Origin of the sequence: Mycobacterium sp. B14F4 (assembly GCF_039871645.1) — a bacterium.
GTDB lineage: Bacteria > Actinomycetota > Actinomycetes > Mycobacteriales > Mycobacteriaceae > Mycobacterium.
In genome coordinates this window covers 530,129-555,303 of the sequence record NZ_JBDPMF010000001.1, presented here as the reverse complement: position 1 = coordinate 555,303, position 25,175 = coordinate 530,129, and the positions used below count along the sequence as shown (strand labels likewise).

The window sequence follows — 25,175 nt, the reverse complement described above, 5'->3', positions numbered from 1 at the left end:
CCGTTCACGACGGGCGGCGCGGCAGAATCAACAGGGCGGCCACCAGAAAACACAGCGCCCCGACGAACGTTCCGAGGTTGGCGAGCACCGCATCCTCGGTGACACCCGCCCTGCTGACGTAGGCACCGGCGGCCGAAACCCCGAATGCGATGCAGCCGAGCAGGTTGATCCACTCCGCCTGCCAGTCGCGCGATCTCAGCTCGGCGATGCCGACCGCGGCCGACACGGCGACGACGCCGAGGACCCCGCTGATCAGGAACGCCGACGATCCCGCCGCATCGGGCGCCCACACCAGCCGTCGCTCCGGCGTCACCGCATGCGCCCACAGCGCCGCCCCGGTGCTCAGGTTGAACAGGATCGTGCCGACGAATTGCGTGGCCGCGGAGAGCCATCCGACGCCCGGACCGGACAGCACCACCTGCATCCAGCCGGCACTGGTGAAGAACCAGGACCCGACGAAGCACAGGAGGTTCGCCACTCCGGCACCGGAGAGCGCAGGCAGCCCCGGCAGGGTGGCGACGGCGAACAGTGACGAACCGATGGCGAAAAGCCAGCACTGCCGCCGGAGCGTCGCGACGCCGTGCTCCTTGGACGGACTAGAGATAGCTCGCGATCCGGTCGCCGACCTGAGTGGTCGACAGTTTCTCGGCACCCCGTGTGGCCAGGTGCTGCTCGACGGCCTTGTCGACCCGCGCGGCCGCATCGGCCTGGCCGACGTGAGCCAGCAGCAGCGCCACCGACATGATCGTGGCCGTGGGGTCGGCGATGCCCTGTCCGGCGATGTCGGGTGCGCTGCCGTGCACGGGTTCGAACATCGACGGGTTGGTCCGCGTCGCATCGATGTTTCCGCTGGCGGCCAACCCGATGCCGCCGCACACCGCGGCGGCCAGGTCGGTGACGATGTCGCCGAACAGGTTGTCGGTGACGATCACGTCGAACCGGCCCGGGTCGGTGACCAGATGGATGGTGGCCGCGTCGACGTGCTGATAGGCGACCTCGACGTCCGGGTGATCGGTGGCGACGTCTTGCACCGTGCGCCACCACAGCGCACCCGCGAACGTCAGCACGTTGTTCTTGTGCACCAGCGTCAGGTGCCTGCGGCGCTGCTGCGCACGCGCGAACGCGTCCTCGACCACACGGCGCACACCGAACGCGGTATTGACGCTCACCTCGGTGGCGATTTCGTGGGGGGTGCCGACCCGGATCGCTCCGCCGATGCCGGTGTACGGCCCCTCGGTGCCCTCGCGCACCACGACGAAATCGATCTCGGGATCGCCGGCCAGCGGACTGCGCACCCCCGGATACAGCCGGGCGGGCCGCAGGTTGATGTGGTGGTCGAGCTCGAAGCGGATGCGCAACAACAGGCCGCGTTCGAGCACACCGCTGGGCACCGACGGGTCGCCGATCGCGCCGAGCAGGATCGCGTCGTGTCCGCGCAGTTCGTCTAGCACCGACTCCGGCAGCACCTCGCCGGTGGCGTGGTAGCGCCGCGCGCCGAGGTCATAGGGCGTCTTCTCCACACCGGGCACCACGGCGTCGAGCACCTTGACGGCTTCGCCGACGACCTCCGGGCCGATGCCGTCGCCGGCGATCACCGCGAGTTTCACGACAGGTCCACCACTTCGAGCAACTTGGCGCCCACGGAATCAGCGATTGCGGAGCGGACGTCGTCGGGCACGTCGCGGTCGAGCCGCAGCAGGATCGTCGCGCCCGGCCCCTCCGCGTCCTCGCTGAGTTGGGCGGCGTGGATGTTGATGCCCGCCGATCCGAGCAGCGTGCCGATCTTGCCGAGCGTCCCGGGCGCATCGACGTAATGAATGATCAGGTTGATCCCCTCGGCGCGCAGGTCGAAATTGCGCCCGTTGATCTGCACGATCTTCTCGACCAGCTGCGGCCCGGTCAGCGAGCCCGCGACGTTCGTCACCGACCCGTCGGCGGCGACCGCCCGCACGTCGACGACGCTGCGGTGATTCGGGCTCTCGGATGCGGTGGTGATCTCGGCCTGCAGTCCGCGCTCGGCGGCCAGGGCGGGGGCGTTGACGAAGGTCACCTGCTGATCGGTCATCGTGGAGAAGAGCCCGCGTAGCGCCGAAAGGCGCAGTACAGCAACATCTTCGGAAGCCAGCTCACCGCAGACCCGCACCGACAGCGTCGAGGTGGGTTCGGTCGTCAGCACACCGACGAGCAGCCCGAGCTTGCGCACGAGATCCAGCCAGGGCGCGACCTCTTCGCCGACGACTCCCCCGCCGACGTTGACGGCGTCGGGCACGAATTCACCGGCCAGCGCCAGCCGCACGCTCGCCGCGACGTCGGTGCCCGCCCGGTCCTGAGCCTCGCCGGTGGACGCCCCGAGGTGTGGCGTCACGACCACCTGCGGCAGGTCGAAAAGCGGGCTCTCGGTAGTCGGCTCCTTGGCGAACACGTCGATACCCGCGGCCCGCACATGCCCGGAGCGGACCGCTTCGGCCAGCGCCTCCTCGTCGATCAGCCCGCCGCGAGCGGCGTTGACGATGATCACGCCGGGCTTGGTCTTGGCCAGTGCCTCCTTGCCGATCAGGCCTGCGGTCTCCGGCGTCTTGGGCAGGTGCACGGAGATGAAGTCGGCGCGACACAGCAGTTCGTCGAGAGGCAGCAGCTCGATGCCGAGCTGGGCGGCGCGGGCGTGCGAGACATAGGGGTCATAGGCCACGACGTGGGTGCCGAACGCGGCCAACCGCTGGGCGACCAGCTGGCCGATGCGTCCCAGGCCCACCACACCCACGGTCTTGCCGTAGATCTCGGTGCCCGTGAACGACGAGCGCTTCCAGCTGCGCGCCCGCAGCGTGGCGTCGGCGGCAGGAATTTCGCGGGCGGCGGCCAGCAGCAGGGCCAGCGCGTGCTCGGCGGCGCTGTGGATGTTGGAGGTCGGGGCGTTGACCACCAGCACACCGCGCGCGGTGGCGGCGTCCACATCGACGTTGTCCAGGCCCACACCGGCGCGCGCCACGATCTTGAGCTTCGGCGCCGCGGCGAGCACTTCGGCGTCGACCGTCGTGGCCGAGCGCACCAGCAGCGCATCGGCTTCCGGCACCGCGGCCAGCAGCTTCTCCCGGTCGGGCCCGTCGACCCAGCGGACTTCCACCTGGTCACCGAGGGCGGCGACGGTCGATTCAGCCAATTTGTCGGCGATCAAAACAACGGGCAGGCTCACGCGGTCAGCCTAATGGGCTTGAATATCGAGGTGGATGTCACCGTCGTCGGCAGCGGGCCCAACGGTTTGGCCGCCGCCGTCATCTGTGCCCGCGCCGGCCTGTCGGTGCAGGTTGTCGAGGCCCAACCCACGCTCGGCGGCGGGGCCCGCACGCTGCCGGACCCCGAGTACTCAGACATCGCCCACGATGTCTGCTCGGCGGTGCACCCGCTGGCGCTCGCCTCCCCGTTCCTCGCGGAGTTCGACCTGCCCGCCCGCGGGGTGAAGCTTTCGGTGCCCGAGGTCTCCTATGCCAACCCGCTGCCGGGCGCGCGGGCGGCGGTCGGCTACCACGACATCGAGCGCACCGCGGCCGAACTGCAGCACGGCGAGTCCTGGCGACGCCTGCTCGGGCCGCTGGTGGCCAGGGACGACGCGGTGCTCAAGCTGCTGCTCGGCGACAAGCGGTCGGTACCCACCGACCCGATCGCGGCCGTGCAGGTGGGCCTGCGGCTGCTCGAACAGGGCACGCCCGCGTGGCGCGCGCTGGCGGGTGACGACGCCCGTGCATTGTTCTCCGGCGTTGCCGCACATGTGATCTCGCAGATGCCGTCGTTGGTGTCGGCGGGCGGCGGGCTGATGCTCGGCACGCTGGCGCACACCGTCGGCTGGCCCATCCCGGTCGGCGGCAGCCAAGCCATCGCCGACGCACTGGCGGCTGATCTGCGCGCGCACGGGGGCACCATCACCACCGGGCACGAAGTCACCGAACCCCCAACGGGGGTGGCACTTTTCGACACCGCACCGACCGCGCTGCTGAACATCTACCGCGACGCGGTGCCGTCCCGGTATGCCAAGGCGCTGCGGCGCTACCGTTTCGGTCCCGGCGTCGCGAAGGTCGATTTCGTTCTGTCCGAGGAGATTCCGTGGTCGGACCCGAGGCTGGCGCACGCACCGACCTTGCACATGGGCGGAACCCGCGAGCAGATGGCGTACGCCGAGCGCGAGATCGCCGGTGGCAGACAGCCCGAGTGGCCGATGGTGCTGGCGGCGCTGCCGCACCTGGTCGACCCGGGTCGTCTCGACGCCTCGGGCCGCCGTCCGCTGTGGACCTACGCACACGTGCCGTCCGGCTCCACCGTCGACCAGACAGAGCGGGTGACCACGATCTTCGAGCGGTTCGCGCCGGGGTTCCGGGACATCGTGGTGGCGGCACGGTCGGTGCCCGCGTCCCGGCTTGCCGAGCACAACGCGAACCTCGTCGGCGGGGACATCGGCGTCGGCGGGAATACGCTGCTGCATGCGCTGGCCGGACCGACCCCCCGGCTCAACCCGTGGAGCACGCCCCTTCCGAAGGCCTACCTGTGCTCGTCGGCGACCCCGCCCGGCGGTGGGGTCCACGGGATGGCGGGGTACTTCGCCGCACGCACGGTGCTGCGTCGCGAGTTCGGTATCAGGGAGGTGCCCGCCCTCGGTCCGTGATCGTCACCGGCCCGTCACACTTCGATGCGTAATCGATGCATCTATGCGGTAGAACTGGGAGTAGCCGGTTGGGTTCCGTCCAATCGGGGTACTTCGTCGTCGCAACTGAGTGAAGGGGACGCTGGTTGAGCAGTATCAACGGACATGCGCGCGTCCCCACGCTGGCGATGTCGCCCCCTGCTGCTCCGCACAAGGGCCTGCTGACGACGTCCTTTCCGACTTGGCGGCGGTCCGTGCGACAGGCCGTGCTGACCTCGGTCGCGGGGTTCGTGCGCACCCGGTGCGCCGACGATCTCAGCGCCGCGGGAGTGGACGTCGCCACCGACGTGCTGCTGGCGTTCGTCGACGGCGGCAAGTGCGTCCGCTCGACGTTCATGTACCTGGGCTGGCTGTGCGGCGCCGACGACGACCACGGCGCCCTGCGGGCGGCTGCAAGTTTCGAGCTTTTGCATGCGTTCGCGCTGCTGCAAGATGACGTAATGGACGGGTCGGAGTTGCGTCGGGGCCGCCCCGCGGCCCATGTCAGATTCGCCCAGTGGCACCGTGAACGCGCGATGTCCGGCTCGGCGGACCGATTCGGCGAGGCGGCCGCGGTGCTGCTCGGCGACCTCTGCCTGGTCTGGGCGCAGCAGATGATGCGCGAGAGCGGCGTCGGCGGGCCCGCGCTGTCGCGGGCGTGGCCGCGCTACGACGCGATGCGCACCGAACTCGCGGTGGGCCAGTTCGCCGACCTCGTCAACGACGCCGCCGAGTTCCCCGAGTGGGACCAGGTGCTCGACGTGCTGCGGCGCAAGTCGGGCAACTACACCGTGCGCAGGCCGTTGGAGATCGGCGCGGCGATGGCCGGCTGCGCCCCCGGTGTGATGGCACCGCTGAGCGGGTACGGCGAGGCGGTCGGCGAGGCCTTCCAGTTGCGCGACGACGTGCTGGGCATCTTCGGCGCACCGGAGGTGACCGGCAAGCCGGCGAGCAGCGACCTGTCGGAACACAAGGCGACGAGCGTGGTGGTGGCGGCCTACCGGCTCGCGGACGCCACGCTGCGCCGACAGCTCACCCAGTTGATGAGCACGCCGGACCTCGATTCGGCCGACATCGCCCACTGGCGGTCACTCATCGTGGCCACCGGTGCCGTGGAATGGATTGAAAAACTGATTGATTCACGTCTCACCCAGGCTCTCGAGCTGATCGACAGCGGGCCGCTGGAGTCCGTGATCCGCACTGCGCTGGCCGACATGGCCACGGCTTGCACCGAGCGAGCGGCATGATGCGCACGGTCGGGGGCAACAGCGACCGCGTCGTGGTGGTCGGGGCCGGACTGGCCGGCCTGTCGGCGGCCCTGCAACTCGCGGGCCGCGGCCGCGCGGTCACCGTCGTCGAACGCGGCGAGCATCCCGGCGGCCGCGTGGGCCGCGCCGACATCGGCGGCTACCGCCTCGATACCGGACCGACCGTGTTGACGATGCCCGACATCATCGACGACGCCTTCGCCGCCGTCGGCGAGACCACCGCAGACCGGCTGGACCTGATCAGCGTCGAACCGGCCTATCGCGCGTCGTTCGCCGACGGCAGCGGGCTGCACGTGCACAGCGACCGCGACGCGATGGCCGCCGAGATCGAACGTTTCGCCGGCACCGGCCAGGCGGACGGGTATCTGCGGCTGCGCAAATGGCTGACCAAGCTGTATCAGGTCGAGTTCGACGGGTTCATCGCGTCGAACTTCGACTCACCGCTGTCGTTGGTGACGCCGCAACTCGCGCGGCTCACCGCCATCGGCGGGTTCCGGCGGTGGGACAAGATGGTGCGCCGCTTCATCACCGACGAACGCCTGCAGCGGGTGTTCACCTTTCAGGCGCTCTACGCCGGTGTCCCGCCGCACCGCGCGCTGGCGGTCTACGCCGTCATCGCCTACATGGACACCATCGCGGGCGTGTACTTCCCGCGTGGCGGTATGCGCGCGCTGCCCGACGCGCTGGCGGCCGCGGCGGCCGACGCGGGTGTCCAATTCCACTACGGCTCACCGGTTTCAGCGCTGGAGCGGTCCGGTGACCGGGTGACGGCCGTGCGCACGGAGGGCGGCGACCGGATACCGGCCGACGCGGTGGTGCTGACCACCGAACTGCCCGACACCTACCGGTTGCTCGAGCGCACGCCGCGGCGCCTGCTGCGCCTGCGGCCCGCGCCGTCAGCCGTCGTCGCGCATGTCGGCTGCCGTGCGGTCGAGGCCGACATCGACCACCACACCATCCTTTTCGGTGACGCGTGGCAGCGGACCTTCACCGACATCATCGACGAGGGACGGTTGATGGCTGACCCGTCGCTGTTGGTGACCCGGCCCACCGCAGGCGACGCCAGCCTGGCTCCCGCGGGCCGCGACCTGCTCTACATCCTGGCACCGGCTCCTAATCTCGCTGTCGGACAGGTGGATTGGGCATCAACTCGGGACACCTACGTCGGCCAGATGATGGATGCCGTCACGGCCCGCGTGCCGCAACTGGGGCAGGACGCCGAGGTGCTGCACGTGGTGGATCCGGCGGACTGGGCCCGCCAGGGCATGGCCGCGGGCACGCCGTTCGCGTTGGCTCACACGTTCGGCCAGACCGGCCCGTTCCGCCCCGCCAACACCGTGCGCGGCATCGCAAACGTCGTGCTGGCGGGCTCGTCGACCGTCCCCGGTGTCGGCGTGCCCACCGCGCTGATCTCCGGGCGGCTGGCCGCCGACCGAATCACCGGCCTGCCGGCGCGGCGGGCCCGTACCCAGGTGGTGCCAACATGATCGGTTCCGAACTCGACGCCGCGGGCGTCCACGACCCGGCCCTGCGCGAGGCGTATCGGCGGTGCCGCACGATCAACGCCGAGCACGGCAAGACCTTCTTCCTCGCCACCAGGCTGCTGGCACCCGAGCAGCGGCCCGCCGTGCACGCGTTGTACGGCTTCGCCAGGCGCGCCGACGACATCCTCGACGACTTCGACCCGGTCATCCCGATGAGCGAGCGCGCCGACCGGCTGCAGCGGCTGGCGACGCAGCTGTTCAACCGCCTGGTGCAGGGCTGCACCGACGACGACGATCAGTCGCTGACCGCCGTCGTGCACTGCGCCCGCAGATACGGCATTCCGTGGGAGCTGTTCGACGACTTCCTCGGCTCGATGCGCATGGACCTGTCCGTCACGGACTATCCCGACCGGGCCGCGCTGGACCGCTACATGTACGGCTCGGCCGAGGTGATCGGGCTGCAACTGCTGCCGGTGCTGGGCACCGTCGGCCCCCGCGAGGAGGCCGCGCCGTACGCCGCCGCGCTGGGAAAGGCCTTCCAGCTCACCAACTTCCTGCGCGACATCGACGAGGATCTGCAGCGGGGTCGGGTGTATCTGCCCGCCGACGAGTTGGCCGTGCACGGCGTCGACCGCGATCTGCTCATGTGGTGCCACCGCAACCACCGCACCGACGCCAAGGTGCGCCGCGCGCTTGTCGAACAGCACGCCATCACCCGGCGCGTGTACGACTATGCCCAGCACGGCATTCCGCTGCTGCGGCCACGGTCCCGGCCGTGCGTCGCCGCGGCCCTGACGCTGTACTCGGAGATCCTGGACCGCATCGAGGAGATCGACTTCGCCGTCTTCAGCCAGCGCGCCACCGTCGGCACCGGCCGGCGCATCCGGGTCGGCGGCGCGGGTCTGGTCAAAGCGTGGCGCGCGCGGTTGCGAGACCACGGGGCGTGACGATGGACCGCTGGCAGTACCTGTTCGTGCTTGCTGCCTGCCTGGCGATCACCGCACCGCTGGAGATCCTCGGCGCCGGCGTGTACCGGCAGGTCTGGCGGACCGCGGGTGCGGTGCTGCCCGTGGCGGCGTTCTTCGTGGTCTGGGACGCGATCGCGATCGCCGCCCACGTCTGGACCTACAACCCCCAGTACGTCAGCGGCATCGAGATCCCCGGCGTGATGCCCGTCGAGGAACTGCTGTTCTTCATAGTGATCCCGTTGTGCGGTCTGCTGACCTACAACGCCGTCGACACGATCCTGACGTGGTTGCGCAAGCGCGCGGGCTCCCGGGCGGAGCGCGTCTCGTGACCGGTCTCGGCTACACGGTGCCCGCCGTGCTCGCGGTGATCGCGGTATGCGTGATGGAGTTCGCCGTGCTGCGCACCGGGCTGTTCCGCAGGGCGGCGTACTGGATCTCGATGGCGATCGTGCTCGGTTTCCAGATCCCCGTCGACGGCTGGCTGACCAAGCTCAGCGCGCCGATCGTCATCTACGACGACAAGCACACCAGCGGGATCCGGTTCCCGTTCGACATCCCCGTCGAGGACTTCCTGTTCGGCTGGGCGATGGTCACCGCGGTGCTGCTGCTCTGGGAGCGGCAACGGCTACGCGCAAGCAGAAAGGACACGCCGTGAAGGCCAGTGCAGGCTGGAGTCCCGACGACCCCGCCGATGTTCCCGCCGCATTCGACGACGGCGCATCCGCCTACGACACGCTGGTCGATTCCAACCCCGGATACCACGCGCACCTGCGGATCTCGGCGCAGCGCATGGGGCTGCCGGACGGCGGCCGCGGGCTGCGCCTGCTCGACGCCGGGTGCGGGACGGGTGCGTCGACCGCTGCGCTGCTGCGTGCGGCGCCGCAAGCCGAGATCGTCGGGGTGGACGGTTCGGCCGGCATGCTCGAACAAGCGCGCGCCAAACGGTGGCCGGACACGGTCGAGTTCGTGCACAGTCGCATCGAGAACATCGCCGACGCCGGCGTCACCGGACCGTTCGACGGCATCTTCGCCGCCTACCTGATCCGCAACCTGCCCGACCCGGATGCCCAACTGCGCGAGTTCCGTTCGTTGCTGCGGCCGGGTGCGACACTTGCCGTGCACGAGTATTCGGTGCGTGACTCGCGGCTGGCCACCGTCACCTGGAACGCCGTGTGCGCCACGATCATCATCCCGAGCGGCCGGCTGCGCAGCGGAGACGCGTCGTTGTACCGCTATCTGCGGCGCAGCGTCAACAATTTCGACGGCGCGGCGCGGTTCCGGAAGCGCCTGGCCGACAACGGCTTCACCGGGGTACGTAGCGAGACGATGCCCGGTTGGCAGCGCGACATCGTGCACACGTTCCTGGCCGAGGCGCCTCGATGACCGATCCGCGCCGCGTGACCCACGCCGCGTGGACCGGTGTCCCCGACGCCGCCGCCCTGCCTGAACGGCCCCGGGTGGTGGTCGTCGGGGCGGGCATCGCCGGCCTGGCGGCGGCGACCGGACTGGCCGAGCGCGGGGTGTCCGTCGACGTACTGGAGCGCGAGACATACCTGGGCGGTCGCGTCGGGGGCTGGACCGAACTGCTCGACGACGGCACGCCGGTGTCGATGAACCGCGGCTTCCACGCCTTCTTCCGGCAGTACTACAACCTGCGAAACCTGTTACGCCGCATCGATCCCGCCCTGGGAATGCTGACCCCGGTGCCGGACTATCCGCTGATCGACGCACACGGCAGACGCGACACCTTCCGCGGGTTGCCGCAGACGCCGCCGTTGAACGCGCTGGCGTTCGCGTTGCGCAGCCCCACCTTCCGGTTGCGGGATCTGGCGAGGATCAACGCCCGCGCCGCGGCTCCGCTGGCCACGGTCACGGTGCCCGCCATCTACCGCGAACTCGACGAGACCGACGCCGAGTCGTTCCTGCGCGACATCAACTTTCCCGAGGCGGCACGCCACCTCGCCTTCGAGGTGTTCTCCCGCAGCTTCTTCTCCGAACCGGCCGACCTGTCGGCCGGCGAGCTGGCGACGATGTTCCACATCTACTTCCTCGGCTCGAGCGAGGGACTGACCTTCGACGTCGCCAACGCGAATTTCGATGTGGCGCTGTGGAATCCACTGCGTTCCCATCTCCACGATCTCGGGGTACGCGTGCACACCGGCGTCTCGGCGACCGTAGTGCAGGCCGGTGCCCGCTTCCTGGTGCGCACCGACGGCGACGACCTGCAGGCCGACGGGGTCGTGCTGGCGACCGACGTCACCGGCCTTCAACGCATCGTCGACAACTCGGTCTCGCTCGGTGACGGCGCGTGGCGGTCACAGGTCGCCGCGCTGCAGACGGCGGCGCCGTTCGTGGTGCAGAGGCGGTGGCTGGACCGGCCGACGAACCCGGACCGTGCGGCGTTTCTCGGGACGGGCGGGCGCCCGCCGCTGGACAATGTCAGTGTGCTCGAACGGTACGAACGCGAGGCGGCCGACTGGTCGCGCCGCACCGGCGGATCGGTGGTGGAACTGCACTCCTACGCCGTGGCCAACGGCGCGGCTGGGGTGTGCGAGCGCATGCCGGCCCGGCTGCACGAGCTGTACCCGGAAACTGCGGGCGCCACCGTCGTCGGAGAGCGGGTGCTCAACCGCCAGGACTGCCCCCGCTTCGCACCGGGCGATTTCGCGTGCCGGCCCGCTGTGGCGACGCCGACCGACGGCCTGGCGCTCGCCGGTGACGGCATCCGCATCGATCTTCCCGTCGCGCTGATGGAACGCGCCGCGACCACCGGATGGTCGGCGGCCAACCTGCTGCTCAAGAGGTTCGGCCTCACCGGTCACGACCTGCAGACCGTGCCGACCAAGGGCCGGTCGGCACCGCTGCGCCGACTCGCCGAAAGGCAGCACAGGCGATGAGGCTGCTCTCGGATGTGACGGCCAAGCTCGCGAAAACCTCGCCGTTCGAGGTGCTTCCGCGCGCCGCGTGGTCGGGCCAACGGCCGACATACGCCGACGCCGAGCCCGCCCTGATCGACTCGGCGTTACGGCGGTCTCAACGCAGGGCGAGCGGGAACTGGTATGCGTTCGCGGCGAGCGACCGGATCGGCAAGCGACCGATCAGCGCGACGGTGGCCGGTGTCGAACTGGTGGCGTGGCGCGGCGCGGACGGCGGCCTGGCCGTCGGCCCCGCCGCGTGTCCGCACCTCGGCGCGGATCTGTCCACCGGCACCGTCGACTGCGGCACGCTGATCTGCCCGTGGCACGGCCTGCGTTTCGACGGTGGCCGAACGTGGGGGTGGCGCCCCTGGCCCGCGCACGACGACGGCGTGCTCGCCTGGGTGCGGCTGGACCGGGTCGGCGGCGAAACACCAACGGAGGCACCGGTTCTGCCACCACGCCCCGACGGCGCCCTGATCGCGGCGGTCACCCGGCTGGTCGGCACCTGCGAGCCGAGCGATGTCATCGCCAACCGGCTGGACCCCTGGCACGGAGCCTGGTTTCACCCGTACTCGTTCACCCGCCTCGATGTCCTGTCCTCCCCGGCCGCCGACGACGACCTGCCGGACGATGCGGATCGCTTCCTGGTCGCCGTCACGTTCCGTCTCGGCCGTCTCGGCGTCCCGGTGATCGCCGAGTTCACCGCGCCGGAACCGCGCACGATCACCATGCGCATCGTCGACGGCGAGGGCGCGGGAAGCGTGGTGGAAACGCACGCCACCCCGCTGGGTCCCGGTCCGGACGGCAAGCCCCGCACCGCGGTGATCGAGGCGGTCATCGCGCACTCCGACCGGCCGGGCTTCGCCCACGCCCTGCCCGGCGCGCCGGTGATCCGCCCGTTCATGCGGTTCGCCGCGACCCGGCTCTGGCGCGACGATCTCGCATACGCGGAGCGGCTGTACCACCTGCGCGCCCGGTCCTGAATCTGTTTTGCATCGAATGCGTCGGGTATGCGGCGCAGATGAGCAAAGACATCAGCAAGGGCGACAAGGTCCAGTGGAAGAGCCACGGCAGCACGGTCACCGGGACCGTCGAGGAGAAGATCACCTCTGACACGAAGACGGCCGGCCGGCAGGTACGCGCCGACTCCGACAACCCCCAGTACCGGGTGCGAAGCGACAAGAGCGGTCGCGACGCCGTGCACAAGCCCGAATCACTGGACAAGAAGTAGCGACATGGGCGACGACGACTACGCTCACATTCGCAAGGTCGTCGGCTATGCCCACCGGCATCTGGCACGACGGCCCACCGGCGATGTGAGCGAGTCGGCGTGGCGCTACTCGCTCATGAACTGGGCCCACGACCCCTGTAAGTGATCTGGTCAAGCAGCGGGATCTGTTCCATCGCCCACGGGCTGATCGACCACGGCAGCGCGACGGCAGAGCGCAACTGTTCCCAGGACACCCACATCCACTCCATGACTTCGTCGGGATCGGGCCGGACCCCGCCGTCACAGCGCGCGACGAACACCGGGCAGATCTCGTTCTCGACCGTGCCGTCGGCGGCCACCGCGCGGTAGCGGAAGTCGGGCAGCACGCACGCCAGCGAGTCGATCGTCACGCCCAGCTCCTGCTGCGCGCGGCGGTGCACCGCGTCCTCGATCCGCTCGCCGGGGCCGGGATGCCCGCAGAACGAGTTGGACCACACCCCCGGCCAGGTCAGTTTGCCCAGTGCGCGCCGCGACAGCAGCACCCGCCCGTGGGGGTCGAACAGATAACACGAGAAACCGAGATGCAACGGGGTCGCGGCATGGTGGACGGTGGTCTTGGCGGCACTGCCGATGTGCCGTCCGTCCTCATCCAGCAGCACCACGGATTCGTCGGCGGTAGCCGTCGTCATGCCAGACACCTCCGTAGACACCTCACATACATACCCAAATACATATACCGCAACGATGCAAAATCGATGCGATATCGCTCACCGCGGTCGAACGCAGCACTCGACCGCCTCCCGAAGGCTGTGCACGCGCACGGCCGACTCCGCCTCGCCGACCCCGTCCCAGCCGGGCCCGCCGAGGATGACCCGCGCCTGCGTCCCTACCGCGCGGACCATGTCCATGTCCGCGGTCTCGGGGGTCTGGGACCACAGCACCGCCGTGACCGGCTGGTGAAGGCGGCCGACCGCGTCGGTCAGCGCCGAGCGGGGCACGTCGGCGCCGAGCATCAACGCGCCGTGGCCCACCTCGCCGAGGGCGGCGCGCAGCGCCTCGACCGGCAGCACGTGCGTCTCCCGGGACGTGCACGCCAGCACCGTCGACGCCGTCGCATCGAGCGGTGCGACGGGCAACCGCTGCAGCGCCCGCGACACCGACCACGACAGCGCGTGTTCGACGTCGACGCAGCCGTCGCCGTCGTCCTGCCGGCTCACCACGGCCGCGAACGCCGGCCGCACCACCAGATCCCAGGTGTCGAGGACGCCGAAGTGGCGCAGGTGCGATTCCAGCAGTCTGCCCAGGGAGACCAGGTCGAGCGCGAGCGCGGCCGACAACACCGAGTCGACGTCGCCGCGCGGAGGCTTGACTGATTCGATGGCCAGGCGCGCGGCGCTGCGGGGGCTGGCTCCCTCCCCGATCAGCTCGTGCATGTTCCGCACGATCGTGATGTCGTTCTCGCTGTAGAGGCGGTGCCGGCCGGGGCTGTGCTCGGAGGGACCGACGCCGTAGCGCTGATTCCAGCTGCGCAGGGTTGCGGTCGGCACGCCGACGCGTTCGGCCACGACGCGGACCGTGAATTTCGGCTTGTCAGCGTCGTCTGACACGGCAGCCTGCAGATGTCTCAACTTCGTAAGAGTAAACCTTCACCGGCCCCAACAACCTCCTTCAACGCACTAGCGATGCATGTGTTCGCTATCTGGCTGCGGCTGGGCGGCGGAAGAGGGTATGAGTAGCGGCATGACCGATCAGGAGAAGGACAGGCGCCCCGAGGGCACCGACGATGCGACGGTGGAGGCGGTGGGCGCCGTGTCGGAGGCGCTGGAATGGGTGGAACGCGCGCGCGGCGAGCTGTATTCGTTCCATCAACTGATGGGCCGCGCGGATCTCCTGCTCGGCGAGGCATGCGACAAGCTGCGCGACGCCGGACACGACGCCGTCGCCGAGCGGCTGGAGTCCGAGCTCGTCGGCCGCAACGTGCTGCACGGCCGCTGGACGTTTCAGATCGTCGAGGAATTCGACGACAGCTACTGGTCGGTGTTCCGCGACCACGAGCGCCAGGTGCGCGACGAGCTACAGGGCGGCGTGCGGCACGTGTACGAGTCGGAAATGAAGGAGCGGCGCCGGACCCACGGTAAAGCGGGTCACGAGCGCCGCCCCTGAACAGTGACTACGCGGTGTCGGTGAGCGGGCGGTCGACCCAGCTCATCAGGTCGCGCAGCTTCTTGCCGGTGACCTCGATCGGGTGCTCGGCGTTGCGCTTGCGCAGCTCCTCGAGCTCCTTGTTCCCACCCTCGACGTTGGCGACCAGCCTCTTGACGAAGGTGCCGTCCTGGATCTCGGCGAGGATCTGCTTCATCCGCTCCTTGGTGCCGGCGTCGATGACCCGCGGCCCCGACAGATAACCGCCGAACTCCGCGGTGTCGGACACCGAGTAGTTCATCCGGGCGATGCCCCCCTCGTACATGAGGTCGACGATCAGCTTGAGCTCGTGCAGCACCTCGAAATACGCCAGCTCCGGCGCATAACCCGCCTCGACCATCACGTCGAAGCCGGTCTTGACGAGTTCCTCTGTGCCGCCGCACAACACGGCCTGCTCACCGAACAGGTCGGTTTCGGTCTCGTCCTTGAACGTGGTCTTGATGACGCCGGCGCGGGTGCCGCCGATGCCCTTGGCGTACGACAGCGCGAGCGCCTGGCCCTCGCCCTTGGGATCCTGGTCGATCGCGATCAGGCAGGGCACGCCCTTGCCGTCGACGAACTGGCGGCGCACCAGGTGGCCGGGGCCCTTCGGCGCGACCATGCCGATGGTGACGTTGGCGGGCGGCTTGATCAGGTTGAAGTGGATGTTCAGGCCGTGGCCGAAGAACAGCGCGTTGCCGTCGGTGAGGTTCGGCTCGATGTCTTGGGCGAAGATCTCGGCCTGCGCGGTGTCGGGCGCCAGCAGCATGATCACGTCGGCCCACTTGGCGACCTCGGCGGGCGTGTCGACCTCGAGGCCCTGCTCGGTGACCTTGTCGCGCGACTTCGACCCCTCCTTGAGGCCGACCTTCACCTGCACGCCGGAGTCGCGCAGGCTCAGCGAGTGCGCATGGCCCTGGCTGCCGTAGCCGATGACGCCGACCTTGCGGCCCTGAATGATCGACAGGTCCGCGTCGTCGTCGTAAAACATCTCAACTGCCACTTCGGTTTCCTTCTCTGTTATCTGATTCGGGGCTTACTTGACGGTGCCGATGCCGCGCGGACCGCGCGCCAGCGACACCACTCCGGACTGCACGAGTTCTCGGATCCCGTACGGCTCCAAGACCCGCAGCAGCGCCTCGAGCTTGCCGGGGGTGCCGGTCGCCTCGATCGTCAGCGACTCGGTCGACACGTCGACGACCTTGGCGCGGAACAGGTTCACCGCCTCGATGACCTGTCCGCGGGTCGACGCGTCGGTGCGCACCTTGATGAGCGCCAACTCACGGGCGACCGAGTTGTCCTCTTCCTGCTCGACGATCTTGATCACGTTCACCAGCTTGTTGAGCTGCTTGGTGATCTGCTCGAGCGGAGCGTCCTCGACGCTGACGACGATCGTCATCCGCGACATGTCCTTCTGCTCGGTCGCGCCGACCGCCAGGGACTGGATGTTGAAGCCGCGCCGCGAGAACAGCGACGCGACGCGCGCCAGGACACCGGGTTTGTCCTCGACGAGCACCGAGAGCGTGTGCGTGCTGGTGGTCATCAGGCGTGCCCTTCTTCCGGGTCGTCGAACAGCGGGCGGATGCCGCGCGCAGCCTGGATCTCGTCATTGCTCGTGCCGGCGGCGACCATCGGCCACACCTGGGCGTCGGCGCCGACGATGAAGTCGATGACCACCGGACGGTCGTTGATCTCACGCGCCTGCCGGATGACGTCCTCGACGTCTTCGGCACGCTCACAACGCAATCCGACACAGCCGAGCGCCTCGGCCAGCTTGACGAAGTCGGGGATGCGGTGGCTGTGCGTGGCCAGATCCGTCTGGCTGTACCGCTCCCCGTAGAACAGGGTCTGCCACTGGCGGACCATGCCGAGGTTGCCGTTGTTGATCAGCGCCACCTTGATCGGCGCGCCCTCGACGGCACAGGTCGCCAACTCCTGGTTGGTCATCTGGAAGCAGCCGTCGCCGTCGATGGCCCATACCTCGGCCTCCGGACGGCCGAACTTGGCGCCCATCGCCGCGGGCACCGCGAAGCCCATGGTGCCCAGGCCGCCGGAGTTCAGCCACGTCTTCGGGTTCTCGTAGGAGATGAACTGGGCGGCCCACATCTGGTGCTGGCCCACGCCCGCGACGTATACCGCCTCGGGCCCGGCCATCTTGCCCAGCGTCTCGATGACGTACTCCGGTGACAGGCTGCCGTCGCTCTGCGGGCCGTAGCTCAGCGGGTAGGTCGACTTCACCCCGCGCAGGTACTCCCACCAGTTGTCGATCTTGAGCGCCGTGCCATCCCGGCGCAGCGCGGCGACCAGGTCGGTGATGACGTTGCGGATGTCGCCGACGATCGGCACGTCGGCGTGGCGGTTCTTGCCGATCTCGGCCGGGTCGATGTCGGCGTGGATCACCTTCGCCTCGGGCGCGAAGGAGTCCAGCTTGCCGGTCACCCGGTCGTCGAAGCGGGTGCCCAGCGCAATCAGCAGATCGCTGCGCTGCAGCGCGGCCACCGCGGACACCGTGCCGTGCATGCCGGGCATGCCCATGTTCTGCGGGTGGCTGTCCGGGAACGCGCCGCGGGCCATCAGCGTGGTCACCACGGGAATGCCCGTCAGCTCGGCCAGCTCGAGCAGTTCGACGCTGGCCTCGCCGCGGATCACGCCGCCGCCGACGTACAGCACCGGCTTGCGGGCGGCCGCGATCAGCTTGGCCGCCTCGCGGATCTGGCGGTTGTGCGGCTTGGTGTTGGGCTTGTAGCCGGGCAGGTCGATGCGCGGCGGCCAGCTGAACGCGCACTGGCCCTGCAGGACGTCCTTGGGGATGTCGACGAGGACGGGACCGGGCCTGCCGGTCGCGGCGATGTGGAACGCCTCGGCGATCGCCTGCGGGATCTCGTCGCCGTTGCGCACCAGGAAGTTGTGCTTGGTGATCGGCATGGTGATGCCGGAGATGTCGGCCTCCTGGAACGCGTCGGTGCCGATGAGGCCGCGCCCGACCTGGCCGGTGATCGCCACCACGGGGATGGAATCCATGTGCGCGTCGGCCAGCGGGGTGACCAGGTTGGTGGCGCCCGGACCGGAGGTGGCCATCATGACCCCGACCTTGCCCGTGGCGTGCGCGTAGCCGCTGGCGGCATGGCCGGCGCCCTGCTCGTGACGGACCAGCACGTGGCGCAGCTTCTGCGAGTCGAACAGCGGGTCGTAGACCGGTAGCACCGCGCCGCCTGGGATGCCGAAGATGGTGTCGACGTCGAGCTCCTCGAGCGACCGGATCACCGCCTGCGCACCTGTCATCTGTTGTGGCCCAACGCGTTTGGGTTGCGCAGGTGCGGGCTTTGCGGTCGGCTGACCGGCATGTCCGTCATCGGGCACGGTTGCCGCCGCCTGCTCCAGCGGTCGGGTAGTCGGTGCGCTCACGGTGTTCGTTCTCCTAAATCCTGTTCGGATCCGTCTTCTAGGGTCTCAAATCGGTGGTCGGGCAAGAAAAAACCCCCGTCAGCGGGCTGCTGTACGAGGGTCGCGCGTCGATGCTGGTGCTATGCCCGAGCAAGGGCAAGCGCGGCATCAACGCGCTTCCCGATTACTACGAGCAGGGCCTGCATAACCGTCGACGGTAGCCTCCGCACTGGTCACAGGTCAAATTCCCCGCCTGGCCGAGCCCGGCCGGCAGGGTGCGAAGATGACTCAGGTGAGCTCCGATCCCGACCACGTCGTCATCAAGATCTCGCCGATGGCCCATTTCGCGGTCGGGTTCCTGACGCTCGGCCTGCTCGCCCTGGTACTCGCCGGCCCGGCGTGGGTCGCGCTGCTGCTCGTCGTCCCGATCGGCCTTTCGGTCTACATCGTGCGCAACCGGACCGTGGCCGACTCGGAGACGGTCACCGCGCGGTCCCTGCTCGGCAGCGAGACGGTCAGGTGGGACGACGTCGCCGGGCTGCGGTTCGGCAAGGGCTCGTCGGCCTACGCCCATCTCAGGGACGGCCGGGATCTCCGGTTGCCCGCCGTGACGTTCGCGACGCTGCCGCTGCTGACCGAGGCCAGCGGCGGCCGGGTGCCCAACCCGTATTCCCGAGACTCCCGAGACGATTAGGCGAACGGGTTGCCGCCGTTGAGCAGCACCCAGATCGCGATCCCCGCGCCCGCGCCGACCAGCAGCGCCACGAACGAACCGACGAAGGGACGCCGCGCCCACCCGCGGCCGGCGTCGAACCCGTATCGGCCGGGACCGGTCAGGATGAGCGCGGCGACGGCGCCCACGACGAACACCTGGTACTGATGGCCATCGGTGAGGAAGTCCGACAGCCGCGCCGCCTCGTGCGCGGCCATGGCCTCGGCCAGCACACCCGTCGTCAGGTAGGCCAGCGCCCCGGCGGCCGCCACCGGGGTGAACAGGCCCAGCACCAGCAGCACGCCCGCGGCGATCTGACCGAAGGTCGCGACGTAGGTCAGGATGTCGGCGTAGCGGAAACCCATGTCGGCGAGGCTGGCTTCCCAGCCGCCCAGGCCGGGACCGCCCCACAGCCCGAAGGCCTTCTGCAGCCCGTGCCCGATGAACAGCGCCCCGATGGCGACGCGCAGCAGCAGCAGGCCGAGGTCGAGCGTGCCCCGCTTGTCGCCACCGCGGGTCGGTTGCTCGGGCTCGATCTCCGTCGGTTCGGTCGAATACCCGGCCAGCGAGTGCCGCCCGCCCGGCTGCACGTACGGCAACGGCTCGGGATCGTCGAGCAGCCCGAACCCCTGGTTGGCGGGTGCGGCACCGTTCGCGTCGTAGTGCGGGATCGCGGTGGTCTCGAAGTCGCCCGCGTAGTGCGCGGACGGCAGATCGTCTTCGGGGTCGACCAGGCTCGCCGACACCGGCCGCCCAGTCGCGTCGTCGGGCCGCTGCCAGGCGCGTGGGTCATGGTGACTGGTCACGAAGCCAGCGTAAGTGCTAGTCACCCGCGAGTCGCGGATTGGCGCGGCGGGTGTGCGTGGCGCATATCGCCGAATGATCCGTAACCTGGCTCGCATGAGACTGCGCCGGCCGATGCGGGGTGCGTTCGCCGTGTTGTGCGCGGCGTTGCTCGTGGGCTCGGGGTGTGCACGATTTGACGACGCGCAGTCCCAGCCGTTCACCACCGAGCCGGAGCTCGCGCCGCCACCACCGTCCACACCGCCTCCCCCGCCGCCGCTGCCGCCGACGCCGTTCCCCAAGGAGTGCCCCGCGCCCGGGGTCATGCAGGGCTGCCTGGAGAGCACCAGCGGCCTGATCATGCTGCCGGACAGCCAGTCCGCGCTGGTCGCCGAGCGGACCACCGGTGCTGTCAAGGAGGTCTCGGTCCGCGCCGAGCCCAAAGTCAAGACCTCGATCCCGGTCGACGGCTCCGGTGACGGCGGCCTGATGGACATCGTCCTCTCGCCGACCTATCAGCAGGACCGGCTGATGTACGCCTACGTCAGCACGCCGACCGACAACCGAGTGATCCGCATCGCCGACGGCGACATCCCCAAGCCGATCCTCACCGGTATCCCGAAGGGCGGCGGCGGCAACATGGGCGCACTGATCTTCACGAGCCCCACCACGCTGGTGGCGCAGACCGGCGATGCGGGCAACCCCGCGGATGCCGGCAACCCCGGTTCGCTGGCGGGCAAGCTGCTGCGCATCGAGCAGCCCACGACCGTCGACCAGGCGCCGACGACCACCGCGCTGTCCGGCCTGGGCGCCGCGGGCGGCATGTGCATCGACTCCTCCGACGGCTCGCTGTACGTCACCGACCGGACCCCGACCGGCGACCGGTTGCAGCGCATCACCAAGGATTCGAAGACCTCAACGGTGTGGACCTGGCCGGACCGTCCCGGTGTCGCGGGCTGCGCGGCGTTGGACGGCACCGTGCTGGTCAACCTCGTCGAAACCAAGCAGACCGTGGCGGTGCGCCTGGCCCCCGACACCGGTGCGGTCACCGGTGACCCCGAGGTGGTGCGCCAGGACCAGCACGGCCATGCGTGGGCGCTGTCGCTGTCGCCGGACGGCAACGTGTGGGGCGCGACGGTGAACAAGACGACGGGCGACGCCGAGCGGCTCGACGATGTCGTGTTCCCGCTGTTCCCGCAGGGCGGCGGATTCCCGCGCAGCAACGCCGACAACACGTAAGACGTTGCGCGACAGAGGGTTCAGCCCTCCACGATCCGCAGCCCGACGATGCCGGCGATGATCACCGCCAGGAACACCACCCGCGCCACGCTGACCGCCTCGCCGAGCAGGATGATGCCTGCGATCGCCACGCCGACCGCGCCGATGCCGACCCAGACCGCATAGCCGGTGCCGGCGGGCAACTGTCGCAGCGCCACGGTGAGCAGGAAAAAGCTGAGCACCGCGGCGCCGACACCGACGACGCTGGGCCCCGGCCGGCTGAAACCTTCGGACTGTTTGAGCGCGATGGCCCAGACGATCTCGAGCAACCCCGCGACGACGAGTATCAGCCACGCCATCGTCAGGCGTTCGATCCGCCGTCGACGGTGAGCACCGCGCCGGTGATGTTCGTGGCGCCGGATCCCGCCAGGAAGGCGACGGCGTCGGCGACCTCGCGGGCTTCGGCGAAGCGACCCAGCGCGCTGAGCGCCCGCTGGTCGTCGGCGTCGGGCGCGTCGGCGGGATTCATGTCGGTGTCGGTGCTGCCCGGTTGCACGAGGTTGACGGTGATCCCGCGCTCGCCGAGATCGCGCGCGAGCCCCTTGGTGAAACCGATGAGCGCGGCCTTGCTCATCGCGTACAGCGTCACCCCGGGGTACGGCACACGTTCGGCGAGGTTGCTTCCGATGCTGACGATCCGGCCACCGGGCGCCATGTGCCGAACCGCCGCCTGGCTGGCCAGGTACGCCGCCCGAGGGTGGATGCCCAGCGTGCGGTCGATCTGCTCGAGCGGCACGTCCTCGATGGGACCGAAGGGGAAGACGCCGGCGTTGTTGACGAGGATGTCGAGGCGGCCGAACTCGGCGACGGTCGCCTCGACGGCCGCGACCACGTCGTCTGCGGCCGCGCTGTCGGCCCTGACGGCCAGGACACGCCTGCCCCGTGCGGCGATCCGGTCCGCCACCTCGTCGGCGCGGTCCTTGGACCGCGCGTAGGTCAGCGCCACGTCGGCGCCGAGTTCGGCCAGTCGCTCGGCGATCGCCGCCCCGATCCCCCGGCTGCCGCCGGTCACCAGAGCCACCGCGCTGCTGAGTTCCGCCATCTCCGCCTCCCGTTTTTTGTGTCGTTCGATACATAAATAACTGTGCGGGATAGACTTGTCAACGGTTTTCTTGTCGTTCGTTACAGAAAAGGAGGCGCGGCATGGCGACACGCGGACGACCCCGCGCCTTCGACCGCGGCACCGCCCTGCGGCGAGCGATGGAGGTGTTCTGGGACCACGGCTACGAGGGCACGTCGATCAGCGACCTGACCGCGGCGATGGGCATCAACTCGCCTAGCCTCTACGCGGCATTCGGGTCCAAGGAGCAGTTGTTCCGCGAAGCGGTCGCGCACTACAACGACACCGAGGGAGCCGCCGCGGCCACCGCGCTACGCGAACTGCCGACGGCGCGCGACGCCATCGCGGAAGTGTTGCGCCACAACGTGATCGCCTACACCGAGCCGGGACAGCCGCCGGGCTGCATGATCGTCCTGTCGGCATGTACCGACCGCAGCCAGACCGTGCACGACCACCTCGCCGACTGGCGGATGGCGCTGGAGAAGGACTTCGCCGACCGCATCGCGCGTGGCATCGCCGACGGCGACGTGCCCGCCGGTGCCGACGCCGCGGCGATCGCGGCGTTCTACAACACCGTCAACCACGGGATGGCGATCCAGGCCCGTGACGGTGCGGACAGGGCGAAGCTGTCGGCCATCGCCGAGGCCGCGATCGCGGGGTGGACGAGCCTGGTCGAAACCTGAAGTTTTTTTCAGCTGCAGGCGGCGAGCACCAGCTCGCGCACCCTTGCCGCATCGGCCTGGCCCTTCGTCGCCTTCATCACCGCGCCGACAATCGCGCCCGCGGCCTGCACCTTGCCGCCGCGGATCTTCTCGACGACGTCCGGGTTGGCGGCCAGCGCCTCGTCGACCGCAGACTGCAGTGCGGAGTCGTCGCGCACGACCTCGATGCCGCGGTCCTTCATGACCTGCTCGGGCTCGCCTTCGCCGGCCAGCACACCCTCGACGACCTGACGGGCCAGCTTGTTGGACAGCTTGCCGTCGTCGACGAGCTTGACCACCGCGGCCACCTGGGCAGGGGTGATCGGCAGCGCGTCGAGCTCGACTCCACTTTCATTGGCCTTCTGCACCAGGAAGTTTCCCCACCAGGCCCGCGCGGACTCGCTGGAGGCGCCGGCATCGACGGTGGCTGCGACCAACTCGACGGCGCCGGCGTTGATCAAGTCGCGCATCACCTCATCGGAGATGCCCCAGACGTCCTGAATTCGCTTGCGCAACACCCACGGCAGCTCGGGGATCGTCTGGCGCAGCCGCTCGACCAGTTCCGCGCTGGGTGCGACCGGCTCGAGGTCGGGCTCCGGGAAGTACCGGTAGTCCTCGGCGGTCTCCTTGCTGCGGCCGGGTGAGGTGTGGCCGTCCTCGTGGAAGTGCCTGGTTTCCTGGATGATCCGGCCACCCGATTCGAGAATCGCTGCCTGACGGCGCATCTCGTAGCGGACCGCGACCTCGACGCTCTTGAGCGAGTTGACGTTCTTGGTCTCGGTGCGGGTGCCGAACTCCCTCTGCCCGATCGGTTTCAGCGAGACGTTCGAGTCGCAGCGCATCGAGCCCTGGTCCATGCGCACATCGGATACGTCCAATCCGCGCAACAAGTCTCGCAGGGCCGTCACGTAGGCTCTGGCGACCTCGGGGGCCCGCGCGCCTGCGCCTTCGATCGGTTTGGTGACGATCTCGATGAGCGGGACCCCGGAGCGGTTGTAGTCGATCAGTGAGGTGGTCGCGCCGTGGATGCGGCCGGTGTCGCTGCCGAGGTGGGTCAGCTTGCCGGTGTCCTCCTCCATGTGGGCGCGCTCGATCTCGACCCGCCAGGTGGAGCCGTCGTCGAGCGGCACCTCGAGGTAGCCGTTGATCGCGATCGGCTCGTCGTACTGGCTGATCTGGTAGTTCTTCGGCATGTCGGGATAGAAGTAGTTCTTCCGCGCGAAGCGGCACCACGGCACGATCTCGCAGTTGAGCGCCAGGCCGATGCGGATCGCCGACTCGACGGCGGTCTGGTTGAGCACCGGAAGCGAGCCCGGCAGGCCGAGGCAGACGGGGCACACCTGGGTGTTGGGCTCGGCGCCGAACCTGTTGGCGCAGCCGCAGAACATCTTCGTCGCGGTCGACAGCTCCACGTGCACTTCCAAGCCGAGCACCGGCTCGTACCGTGCGACGACGTCGTCGTAGTCGAGGAGTTCGGCGGTCGCAGCAGTCATGCACCCGATCCTAGTGAGACCCCGTCAGCCGAAGAATTCGGCGGCGTCGTCGTAGCGGCTCTGCGGCACGAGCTTCAACTGGCGGGTGGCGTCGGCCAGCGAGACCCGGCCGATCTCCTGGCCGCGCAGCGAGACCATCATCCCGTACTCCCCCGCGTGTGCGGCGTCGGCGGCGTTCACCCCGAACCGGGTCGCCAGCACGCGGTCGTACGGGGTGGGTGTGCCGCCGCGCTGCACGTGGCCGAGCACCGTCACCCGCACCTCTTTGTTGATGCGCTTCTCCACCTCGAACGCGAGCTGCTGCGCCACGCCGGTGAACCGCTCGTGACCGAACTCGTCGAGGCCGCCTTCGCGCAGTTGCATCGAGCCCTCGGCGGGTTTCGCCCCTTCGGCCACCACACAGATGAAGTGTGAATCACCGCGCACGAAGCGCTGTTTGATCAACCGGCACACCTCTTCGACGTCGAATGGCTGCTCGGGGATCAGCGTCATGTGGGCGCCGGAGGCCAGCCCGGAGTTGAGGGCGATCCATCCCGCGTGGCGACCCATCACCTCGACGAGCATCACGCGCTGATGCGACTCGGCGGTGCTGTGCAGGCGGTCGATGGCCTCACTCGCCACGCCGAGCGCGGTGTCGTGGCCGAATGTCACATCGGTGCAGTCGATGTCGTTGTCGATGGTCTTGGGCACCCCAACCACCGGAACGTTCTCCTCGGACAGCCAGTGCGCCGCCGTCAGCGTGCCCTCGCCGCCGATCGGGATCAGCACGTCGATGCCGTTCTCGTCGAGCGTCTGCTTGATCTGGTCCAGCCCGGCGCGCAGCTTCTCCGGATGCACCCGCGCAGTGCCCAGCATGGTGCCGCCTTTGGCCAGCAACCGGTCGTTGCGGTCGTCGTTTTTGAGCTGGATGCGCCGGTTCTCCAGCAGACCGCGCCAGCCGTCCTGGAACCCGACCACCGACGAGCCGTAGCGCACGTCGCACGTCCGAACCACCGCCCGGATCACCGCGTTCAGTCCTGGACAGTCACCACCGCCGGTCAGCACTCCGATACGCATGCCTTCATCC

General features: G+C 69.3%; 29 protein-coding genes. 16 read left to right on the top strand and 13 right to left on the bottom strand.

Features of this window, described 5'->3' with window-relative positions; all coding sequences use genetic code 11:
* Window positions 1–4: 4 nt before the first annotated feature.
* Genes ABGB19_RS02720 through serA form a run of 3 tightly spaced genes read right to left on the bottom strand, consistent with a single transcriptional unit; the run spans window position 5 to window position 3,190 of the window.
* Window positions 5–604 carry a hypothetical protein gene (locus ABGB19_RS02720; RefSeq protein WP_347684690.1) on the bottom strand — a complete coding sequence of 200 codons (600 nt, stop codon included), beginning with the start codon at window positions 602–604 and terminating at the stop codon, window positions 5–7.
* On the bottom strand, window positions 597–1,607 hold the full coding sequence (locus ABGB19_RS02715; protein ID WP_347683710.1) for a 3-isopropylmalate dehydrogenase: 1,011 nt from the start codon (window positions 1,605–1,607) through the stop codon (window positions 597–599). The genes ABGB19_RS02720 and ABGB19_RS02715 overlap by 8 nt, the downstream gene beginning before the upstream one ends.
* On the bottom strand, window positions 1,604–3,190 hold the full coding sequence (gene serA / locus ABGB19_RS02710) for a phosphoglycerate dehydrogenase (protein WP_347683708.1): 1,587 nt from the start codon (window positions 3,188–3,190) through the stop codon (window positions 1,604–1,606). Before serA ends, ABGB19_RS02715 begins: the two co-directional genes overlap by 4 nt.
* A 30-nt stretch (window positions 3,191–3,220) precedes the next feature.
* Between serA and ABGB19_RS02705 the strand changes: the two genes are divergently transcribed.
* The 11 genes from ABGB19_RS02705 (at window position 3,221) to ABGB19_RS02655 (ending at window position 12,683) form a co-directional block, all read left to right on the top strand.
* Entirely contained in the window at window positions 3,221–4,651 is a 1,431-nt protein-coding gene (locus tag ABGB19_RS02705; protein ID WP_347684688.1) for an NAD(P)/FAD-dependent oxidoreductase, read from the top strand.
* A 167-nt stretch (window positions 4,652–4,818) separates the two neighbouring features.
* The gene (locus tag ABGB19_RS02700; protein WP_347684686.1) at window positions 4,819–5,916 is read left to right on the top strand and encodes a polyprenyl synthetase family protein; all 1,098 of its coding nucleotides are present in this window, start codon (window positions 4,819–4,821) and stop codon (window positions 5,914–5,916) included.
* Window positions 5,916–7,424, top strand: a complete 1,509-nt coding sequence (crtI, locus tag ABGB19_RS02695; protein WP_347683706.1) for a phytoene desaturase family protein — start codon at window positions 5,916–5,918, stop codon at window positions 7,422–7,424. The genes ABGB19_RS02700 and crtI overlap by 1 nt, the downstream gene beginning before the upstream one ends.
* Window positions 7,421–8,368: a phytoene/squalene synthase family protein gene (locus ABGB19_RS02690; protein WP_347683704.1), complete on the top strand. Its 948-nt coding sequence runs from the start codon at window positions 7,421–7,423 to the stop codon at window positions 8,366–8,368. Before crtI ends, ABGB19_RS02690 begins: the two co-directional genes overlap by 4 nt.
* Before the next feature lie 2 nt (window positions 8,369–8,370).
* On the top strand, window positions 8,371–8,718 hold the full coding sequence (locus ABGB19_RS02685) for a lycopene cyclase domain-containing protein (RefSeq protein ID WP_347684684.1): 348 nt from the start codon (window positions 8,371–8,373) through the stop codon (window positions 8,716–8,718).
* Window positions 8,715–9,044, top strand: coding sequence for a lycopene cyclase domain-containing protein (locus ABGB19_RS02680; RefSeq protein WP_347683702.1), 330 nt, complete (start codon window positions 8,715–8,717; stop codon window positions 9,042–9,044). Before ABGB19_RS02685 ends, ABGB19_RS02680 begins: the two co-directional genes overlap by 4 nt.
* Window positions 9,041–9,772 carry a class I SAM-dependent methyltransferase gene (locus tag ABGB19_RS02675; RefSeq protein ID WP_347683700.1) on the top strand — a complete coding sequence of 244 codons (732 nt, stop codon included), beginning with the start codon at window positions 9,041–9,043 and terminating at the stop codon, window positions 9,770–9,772. The genes ABGB19_RS02680 and ABGB19_RS02675 overlap by 4 nt, the downstream gene beginning before the upstream one ends.
* Entirely contained in the window at window positions 9,769–11,286 is a 1,518-nt protein-coding gene (locus tag ABGB19_RS02670; protein ID WP_347683698.1) for an FAD-dependent oxidoreductase, read from the top strand. The genes ABGB19_RS02675 and ABGB19_RS02670 overlap by 4 nt, the downstream gene beginning before the upstream one ends.
* Window positions 11,283–12,290 (top strand): DUF5914 domain-containing protein, encoded by a 1,008-nt coding sequence (locus tag ABGB19_RS02665; protein WP_347683696.1) that lies wholly within the window; start codon window positions 11,283–11,285, stop codon window positions 12,288–12,290. The genes ABGB19_RS02670 and ABGB19_RS02665 overlap by 4 nt, the downstream gene beginning before the upstream one ends.
* 38 nt (window positions 12,291–12,328) lie before the next feature.
* On the top strand, window positions 12,329–12,538 hold the full coding sequence (locus tag ABGB19_RS02660; protein WP_347683694.1) for a DUF2945 domain-containing protein: 210 nt from the start codon (window positions 12,329–12,331) through the stop codon (window positions 12,536–12,538).
* A 4-nt stretch (window positions 12,539–12,542) separates the two neighbouring features.
* Window positions 12,543–12,683, top strand: coding sequence for a DUF3140 domain-containing protein (locus ABGB19_RS02655; RefSeq protein ID WP_347683692.1), 141 nt, complete (start codon window positions 12,543–12,545; stop codon window positions 12,681–12,683).
* On the opposite strand, the gene idi is transcribed toward ABGB19_RS02655, so the two are convergent.
* Both idi and ABGB19_RS02645 read right to left on the bottom strand, forming a co-directional pair.
* Window positions 12,652–13,206, bottom strand: coding sequence for an isopentenyl-diphosphate Delta-isomerase (idi, locus tag ABGB19_RS02650; RefSeq protein WP_347683690.1), 555 nt, complete (start codon window positions 13,204–13,206; stop codon window positions 12,652–12,654). The genes ABGB19_RS02655 and idi overlap by 32 nt on opposite strands.
* A 78-nt stretch (window positions 13,207–13,284) precedes the next feature.
* Window positions 13,285–14,124, bottom strand: coding sequence for a MerR family transcriptional regulator (locus ABGB19_RS02645; RefSeq protein ID WP_347683688.1), 840 nt, complete (start codon window positions 14,122–14,124; stop codon window positions 13,285–13,287).
* A gap of 133 nt (window positions 14,125–14,257) precedes the next feature.
* Between ABGB19_RS02645 and ABGB19_RS02640 the strand changes: the two genes are divergently transcribed.
* Window positions 14,258–14,680 (top strand): hypothetical protein, encoded by a 423-nt coding sequence (locus ABGB19_RS02640; protein WP_347683686.1) that lies wholly within the window; start codon window positions 14,258–14,260, stop codon window positions 14,678–14,680.
* Window positions 14,681–14,687: 7 nt separating this feature from the next.
* Here ABGB19_RS02640 and ilvC read toward each other — a convergent pair whose 3' ends face one another.
* From ilvC to ABGB19_RS02625, 3 genes are read right to left on the bottom strand one after another with little or no spacing between them, the layout of a single operon-like run.
* A complete protein-coding gene (gene ilvC, locus ABGB19_RS02635; protein WP_347684682.1) occupies window positions 14,688–15,689 on the bottom strand; it encodes a ketol-acid reductoisomerase in 1,002 nt (333 codons plus the stop codon).
* 45 nt (window positions 15,690–15,734) lie between these two features.
* A complete protein-coding gene (gene ilvN, locus ABGB19_RS02630; protein ID WP_347683684.1) occupies window positions 15,735–16,241 on the bottom strand; it encodes an acetolactate synthase small subunit in 507 nt (168 codons plus the stop codon).
* Window positions 16,241–18,058, bottom strand: a complete 1,818-nt coding sequence (locus ABGB19_RS02625; RefSeq protein WP_347684680.1) for an acetolactate synthase large subunit — start codon at window positions 18,056–18,058, stop codon at window positions 16,241–16,243. The genes ilvN and ABGB19_RS02625 overlap by 1 nt, the downstream gene beginning before the upstream one ends.
* Window positions 18,059–18,156: 98 nt before the next feature.
* On the opposite strand from ABGB19_RS02625, the gene ABGB19_RS02620 reads away from it, so the two are divergent.
* Both ABGB19_RS02620 and ABGB19_RS02615 read left to right on the top strand, forming a co-directional pair.
* A complete protein-coding gene (locus ABGB19_RS02620; protein ID WP_347683682.1) occupies window positions 18,157–18,303 on the top strand; it encodes a hypothetical protein in 147 nt (48 codons plus the stop codon).
* Window positions 18,304–18,365: 62 nt separating this feature from the next.
* Window positions 18,366–18,776 (top strand): PH domain-containing protein, encoded by a 411-nt coding sequence (locus ABGB19_RS02615; protein ID WP_347683680.1) that lies wholly within the window; start codon window positions 18,366–18,368, stop codon window positions 18,774–18,776.
* On the opposite strand, the gene ABGB19_RS02610 is transcribed toward ABGB19_RS02615, so the two are convergent.
* On the bottom strand, window positions 18,773–19,600 hold the full coding sequence (locus ABGB19_RS02610; RefSeq protein WP_347683678.1) for a DoxX family protein: 828 nt from the start codon (window positions 19,598–19,600) through the stop codon (window positions 18,773–18,775). The two genes, ABGB19_RS02615 and ABGB19_RS02610, sit on opposite strands and share 4 nt — an antisense overlap.
* A 94-nt stretch (window positions 19,601–19,694) precedes the next feature.
* Here ABGB19_RS02610 and ABGB19_RS02605 point away from each other — a divergent pair, with 94 nt between their 5' ends.
* The gene (locus ABGB19_RS02605) at window positions 19,695–20,816 is read left to right on the top strand and encodes a PQQ-dependent sugar dehydrogenase (RefSeq protein WP_347683676.1); all 1,122 of its coding nucleotides are present in this window, start codon (window positions 19,695–19,697) and stop codon (window positions 20,814–20,816) included.
* A 20-nt stretch (window positions 20,817–20,836) separates the two neighbouring features.
* Here ABGB19_RS02605 and ABGB19_RS02600 read toward each other — a convergent pair whose 3' ends face one another.
* Window positions 20,837–21,154 (bottom strand): SMR family transporter, encoded by a 318-nt coding sequence (locus ABGB19_RS02600; protein ID WP_347683674.1) that lies wholly within the window; start codon window positions 21,152–21,154, stop codon window positions 20,837–20,839.
* Window positions 21,155–21,156: 2 nt separating this feature from the next.
* The gene (locus ABGB19_RS02595) at window positions 21,157–21,897 is read right to left on the bottom strand and encodes an SDR family oxidoreductase (protein WP_347683672.1); all 741 of its coding nucleotides are present in this window, start codon (window positions 21,895–21,897) and stop codon (window positions 21,157–21,159) included.
* A gap of 101 nt (window positions 21,898–21,998) precedes the next feature.
* Between ABGB19_RS02595 and ABGB19_RS02590 the strand changes: the two genes are divergently transcribed.
* Window positions 21,999–22,598, top strand: a complete 600-nt coding sequence (locus ABGB19_RS02590) for a TetR/AcrR family transcriptional regulator (protein ID WP_347683670.1) — start codon at window positions 21,999–22,001, stop codon at window positions 22,596–22,598.
* An 8-nt stretch (window positions 22,599–22,606) separates the two neighbouring features.
* Here the strand turns inward: ABGB19_RS02590 and gatB are convergent, their stop codons facing one another.
* The gene (gene gatB, locus ABGB19_RS02585; RefSeq protein ID WP_347683668.1) at window positions 22,607–24,109 is read right to left on the bottom strand and encodes an Asp-tRNA(Asn)/Glu-tRNA(Gln) amidotransferase subunit GatB; all 1,503 of its coding nucleotides are present in this window, start codon (window positions 24,107–24,109) and stop codon (window positions 22,607–22,609) included.
* Window positions 24,110–24,133: 24 nt separating this feature from the next.
* A complete protein-coding gene (locus ABGB19_RS02580; RefSeq protein WP_347683666.1) occupies window positions 24,134–25,165 on the bottom strand; it encodes an ATP-dependent 6-phosphofructokinase in 1,032 nt (343 codons plus the stop codon).
* Window positions 25,166–25,175 lie beyond the last annotated feature (10 nt).

Excerpts from the sequence above, each read along its gene's own strand:
- ABGB19_RS02700 (WP_347684686.1), top strand. The coding sequence starts at position 4,819 with ATGTCGCCCCCTGCTGCTCCGCACAAGGGCCTGCTGACGACGTCCTTT.
- crtI (WP_347683706.1), top strand. The coding sequence starts at position 5,916 with ATGCGCACGGTCGGGGGCAACAGCGACCGCGTCGTGGTGGTCGGGGCC.
- ABGB19_RS02690 (WP_347683704.1), top strand. The coding sequence starts at position 7,421 with ATGATCGGTTCCGAACTCGACGCCGCGGGCGTCCACGACCCGGCCCTG.
- ABGB19_RS02685 (WP_347684684.1), top strand. The coding sequence starts at position 8,371 with ATGGACCGCTGGCAGTACCTGTTCGTGCTTGCTGCCTGCCTGGCGATC.
- ABGB19_RS02670 (WP_347683698.1), top strand. The coding sequence starts at position 9,769 with ATGACCGATCCGCGCCGCGTGACCCACGCCGCGTGGACCGGTGTCCCC.
- ABGB19_RS02665 (WP_347683696.1), top strand. The coding sequence starts at position 11,283 with ATGAGGCTGCTCTCGGATGTGACGGCCAAGCTCGCGAAAACCTCGCCG.
- ABGB19_RS02660 (WP_347683694.1), top strand. The coding sequence starts at position 12,329 with ATGAGCAAAGACATCAGCAAGGGCGACAAGGTCCAGTGGAAGAGCCAC.
- ABGB19_RS02655 (WP_347683692.1), top strand. The coding sequence starts at position 12,543 with ATGGGCGACGACGACTACGCTCACATTCGCAAGGTCGTCGGCTATGCC.
- idi (WP_347683690.1), bottom strand. The coding sequence starts at position 13,206 with ATGACGACGGCTACCGCCGACGAATCCGTGGTGCTGCTGGATGAGGAC.
- ABGB19_RS02640 (WP_347683686.1), top strand. The coding sequence starts at position 14,258 with ATGACCGATCAGGAGAAGGACAGGCGCCCCGAGGGCACCGACGATGCG.
- ilvC (WP_347684682.1), bottom strand. The coding sequence starts at position 15,689 with ATGTTTTACGACGACGACGCGGACCTGTCGATCATTCAGGGCCGCAAG.
- ilvN (WP_347683684.1), bottom strand. The coding sequence starts at position 16,241 with ATGACCACCAGCACGCACACGCTCTCGGTGCTCGTCGAGGACAAACCC.
- ABGB19_RS02615 (WP_347683680.1), top strand. The coding sequence starts at position 18,366 with ATGACTCAGGTGAGCTCCGATCCCGACCACGTCGTCATCAAGATCTCG.
- ABGB19_RS02605 (WP_347683676.1), top strand. The coding sequence starts at position 19,695 with ATGAGACTGCGCCGGCCGATGCGGGGTGCGTTCGCCGTGTTGTGCGCG.
- ABGB19_RS02600 (WP_347683674.1), bottom strand. The coding sequence starts at position 21,154 with ATGGCGTGGCTGATACTCGTCGTCGCGGGGTTGCTCGAGATCGTCTGG.
- ABGB19_RS02595 (WP_347683672.1), bottom strand. The coding sequence starts at position 21,897 with ATGGCGGAACTCAGCAGCGCGGTGGCTCTGGTGACCGGCGGCAGCCGG.
- ABGB19_RS02590 (WP_347683670.1), top strand. The coding sequence starts at position 21,999 with ATGGCGACACGCGGACGACCCCGCGCCTTCGACCGCGGCACCGCCCTG.
- gatB (WP_347683668.1), bottom strand. The coding sequence starts at position 24,109 with ATGACTGCTGCGACCGCCGAACTCCTCGACTACGACGACGTCGTCGCA.
- ABGB19_RS02580 (WP_347683666.1), bottom strand. The coding sequence starts at position 25,165 with ATGCGTATCGGAGTGCTGACCGGCGGTGGTGACTGTCCAGGACTGAAC.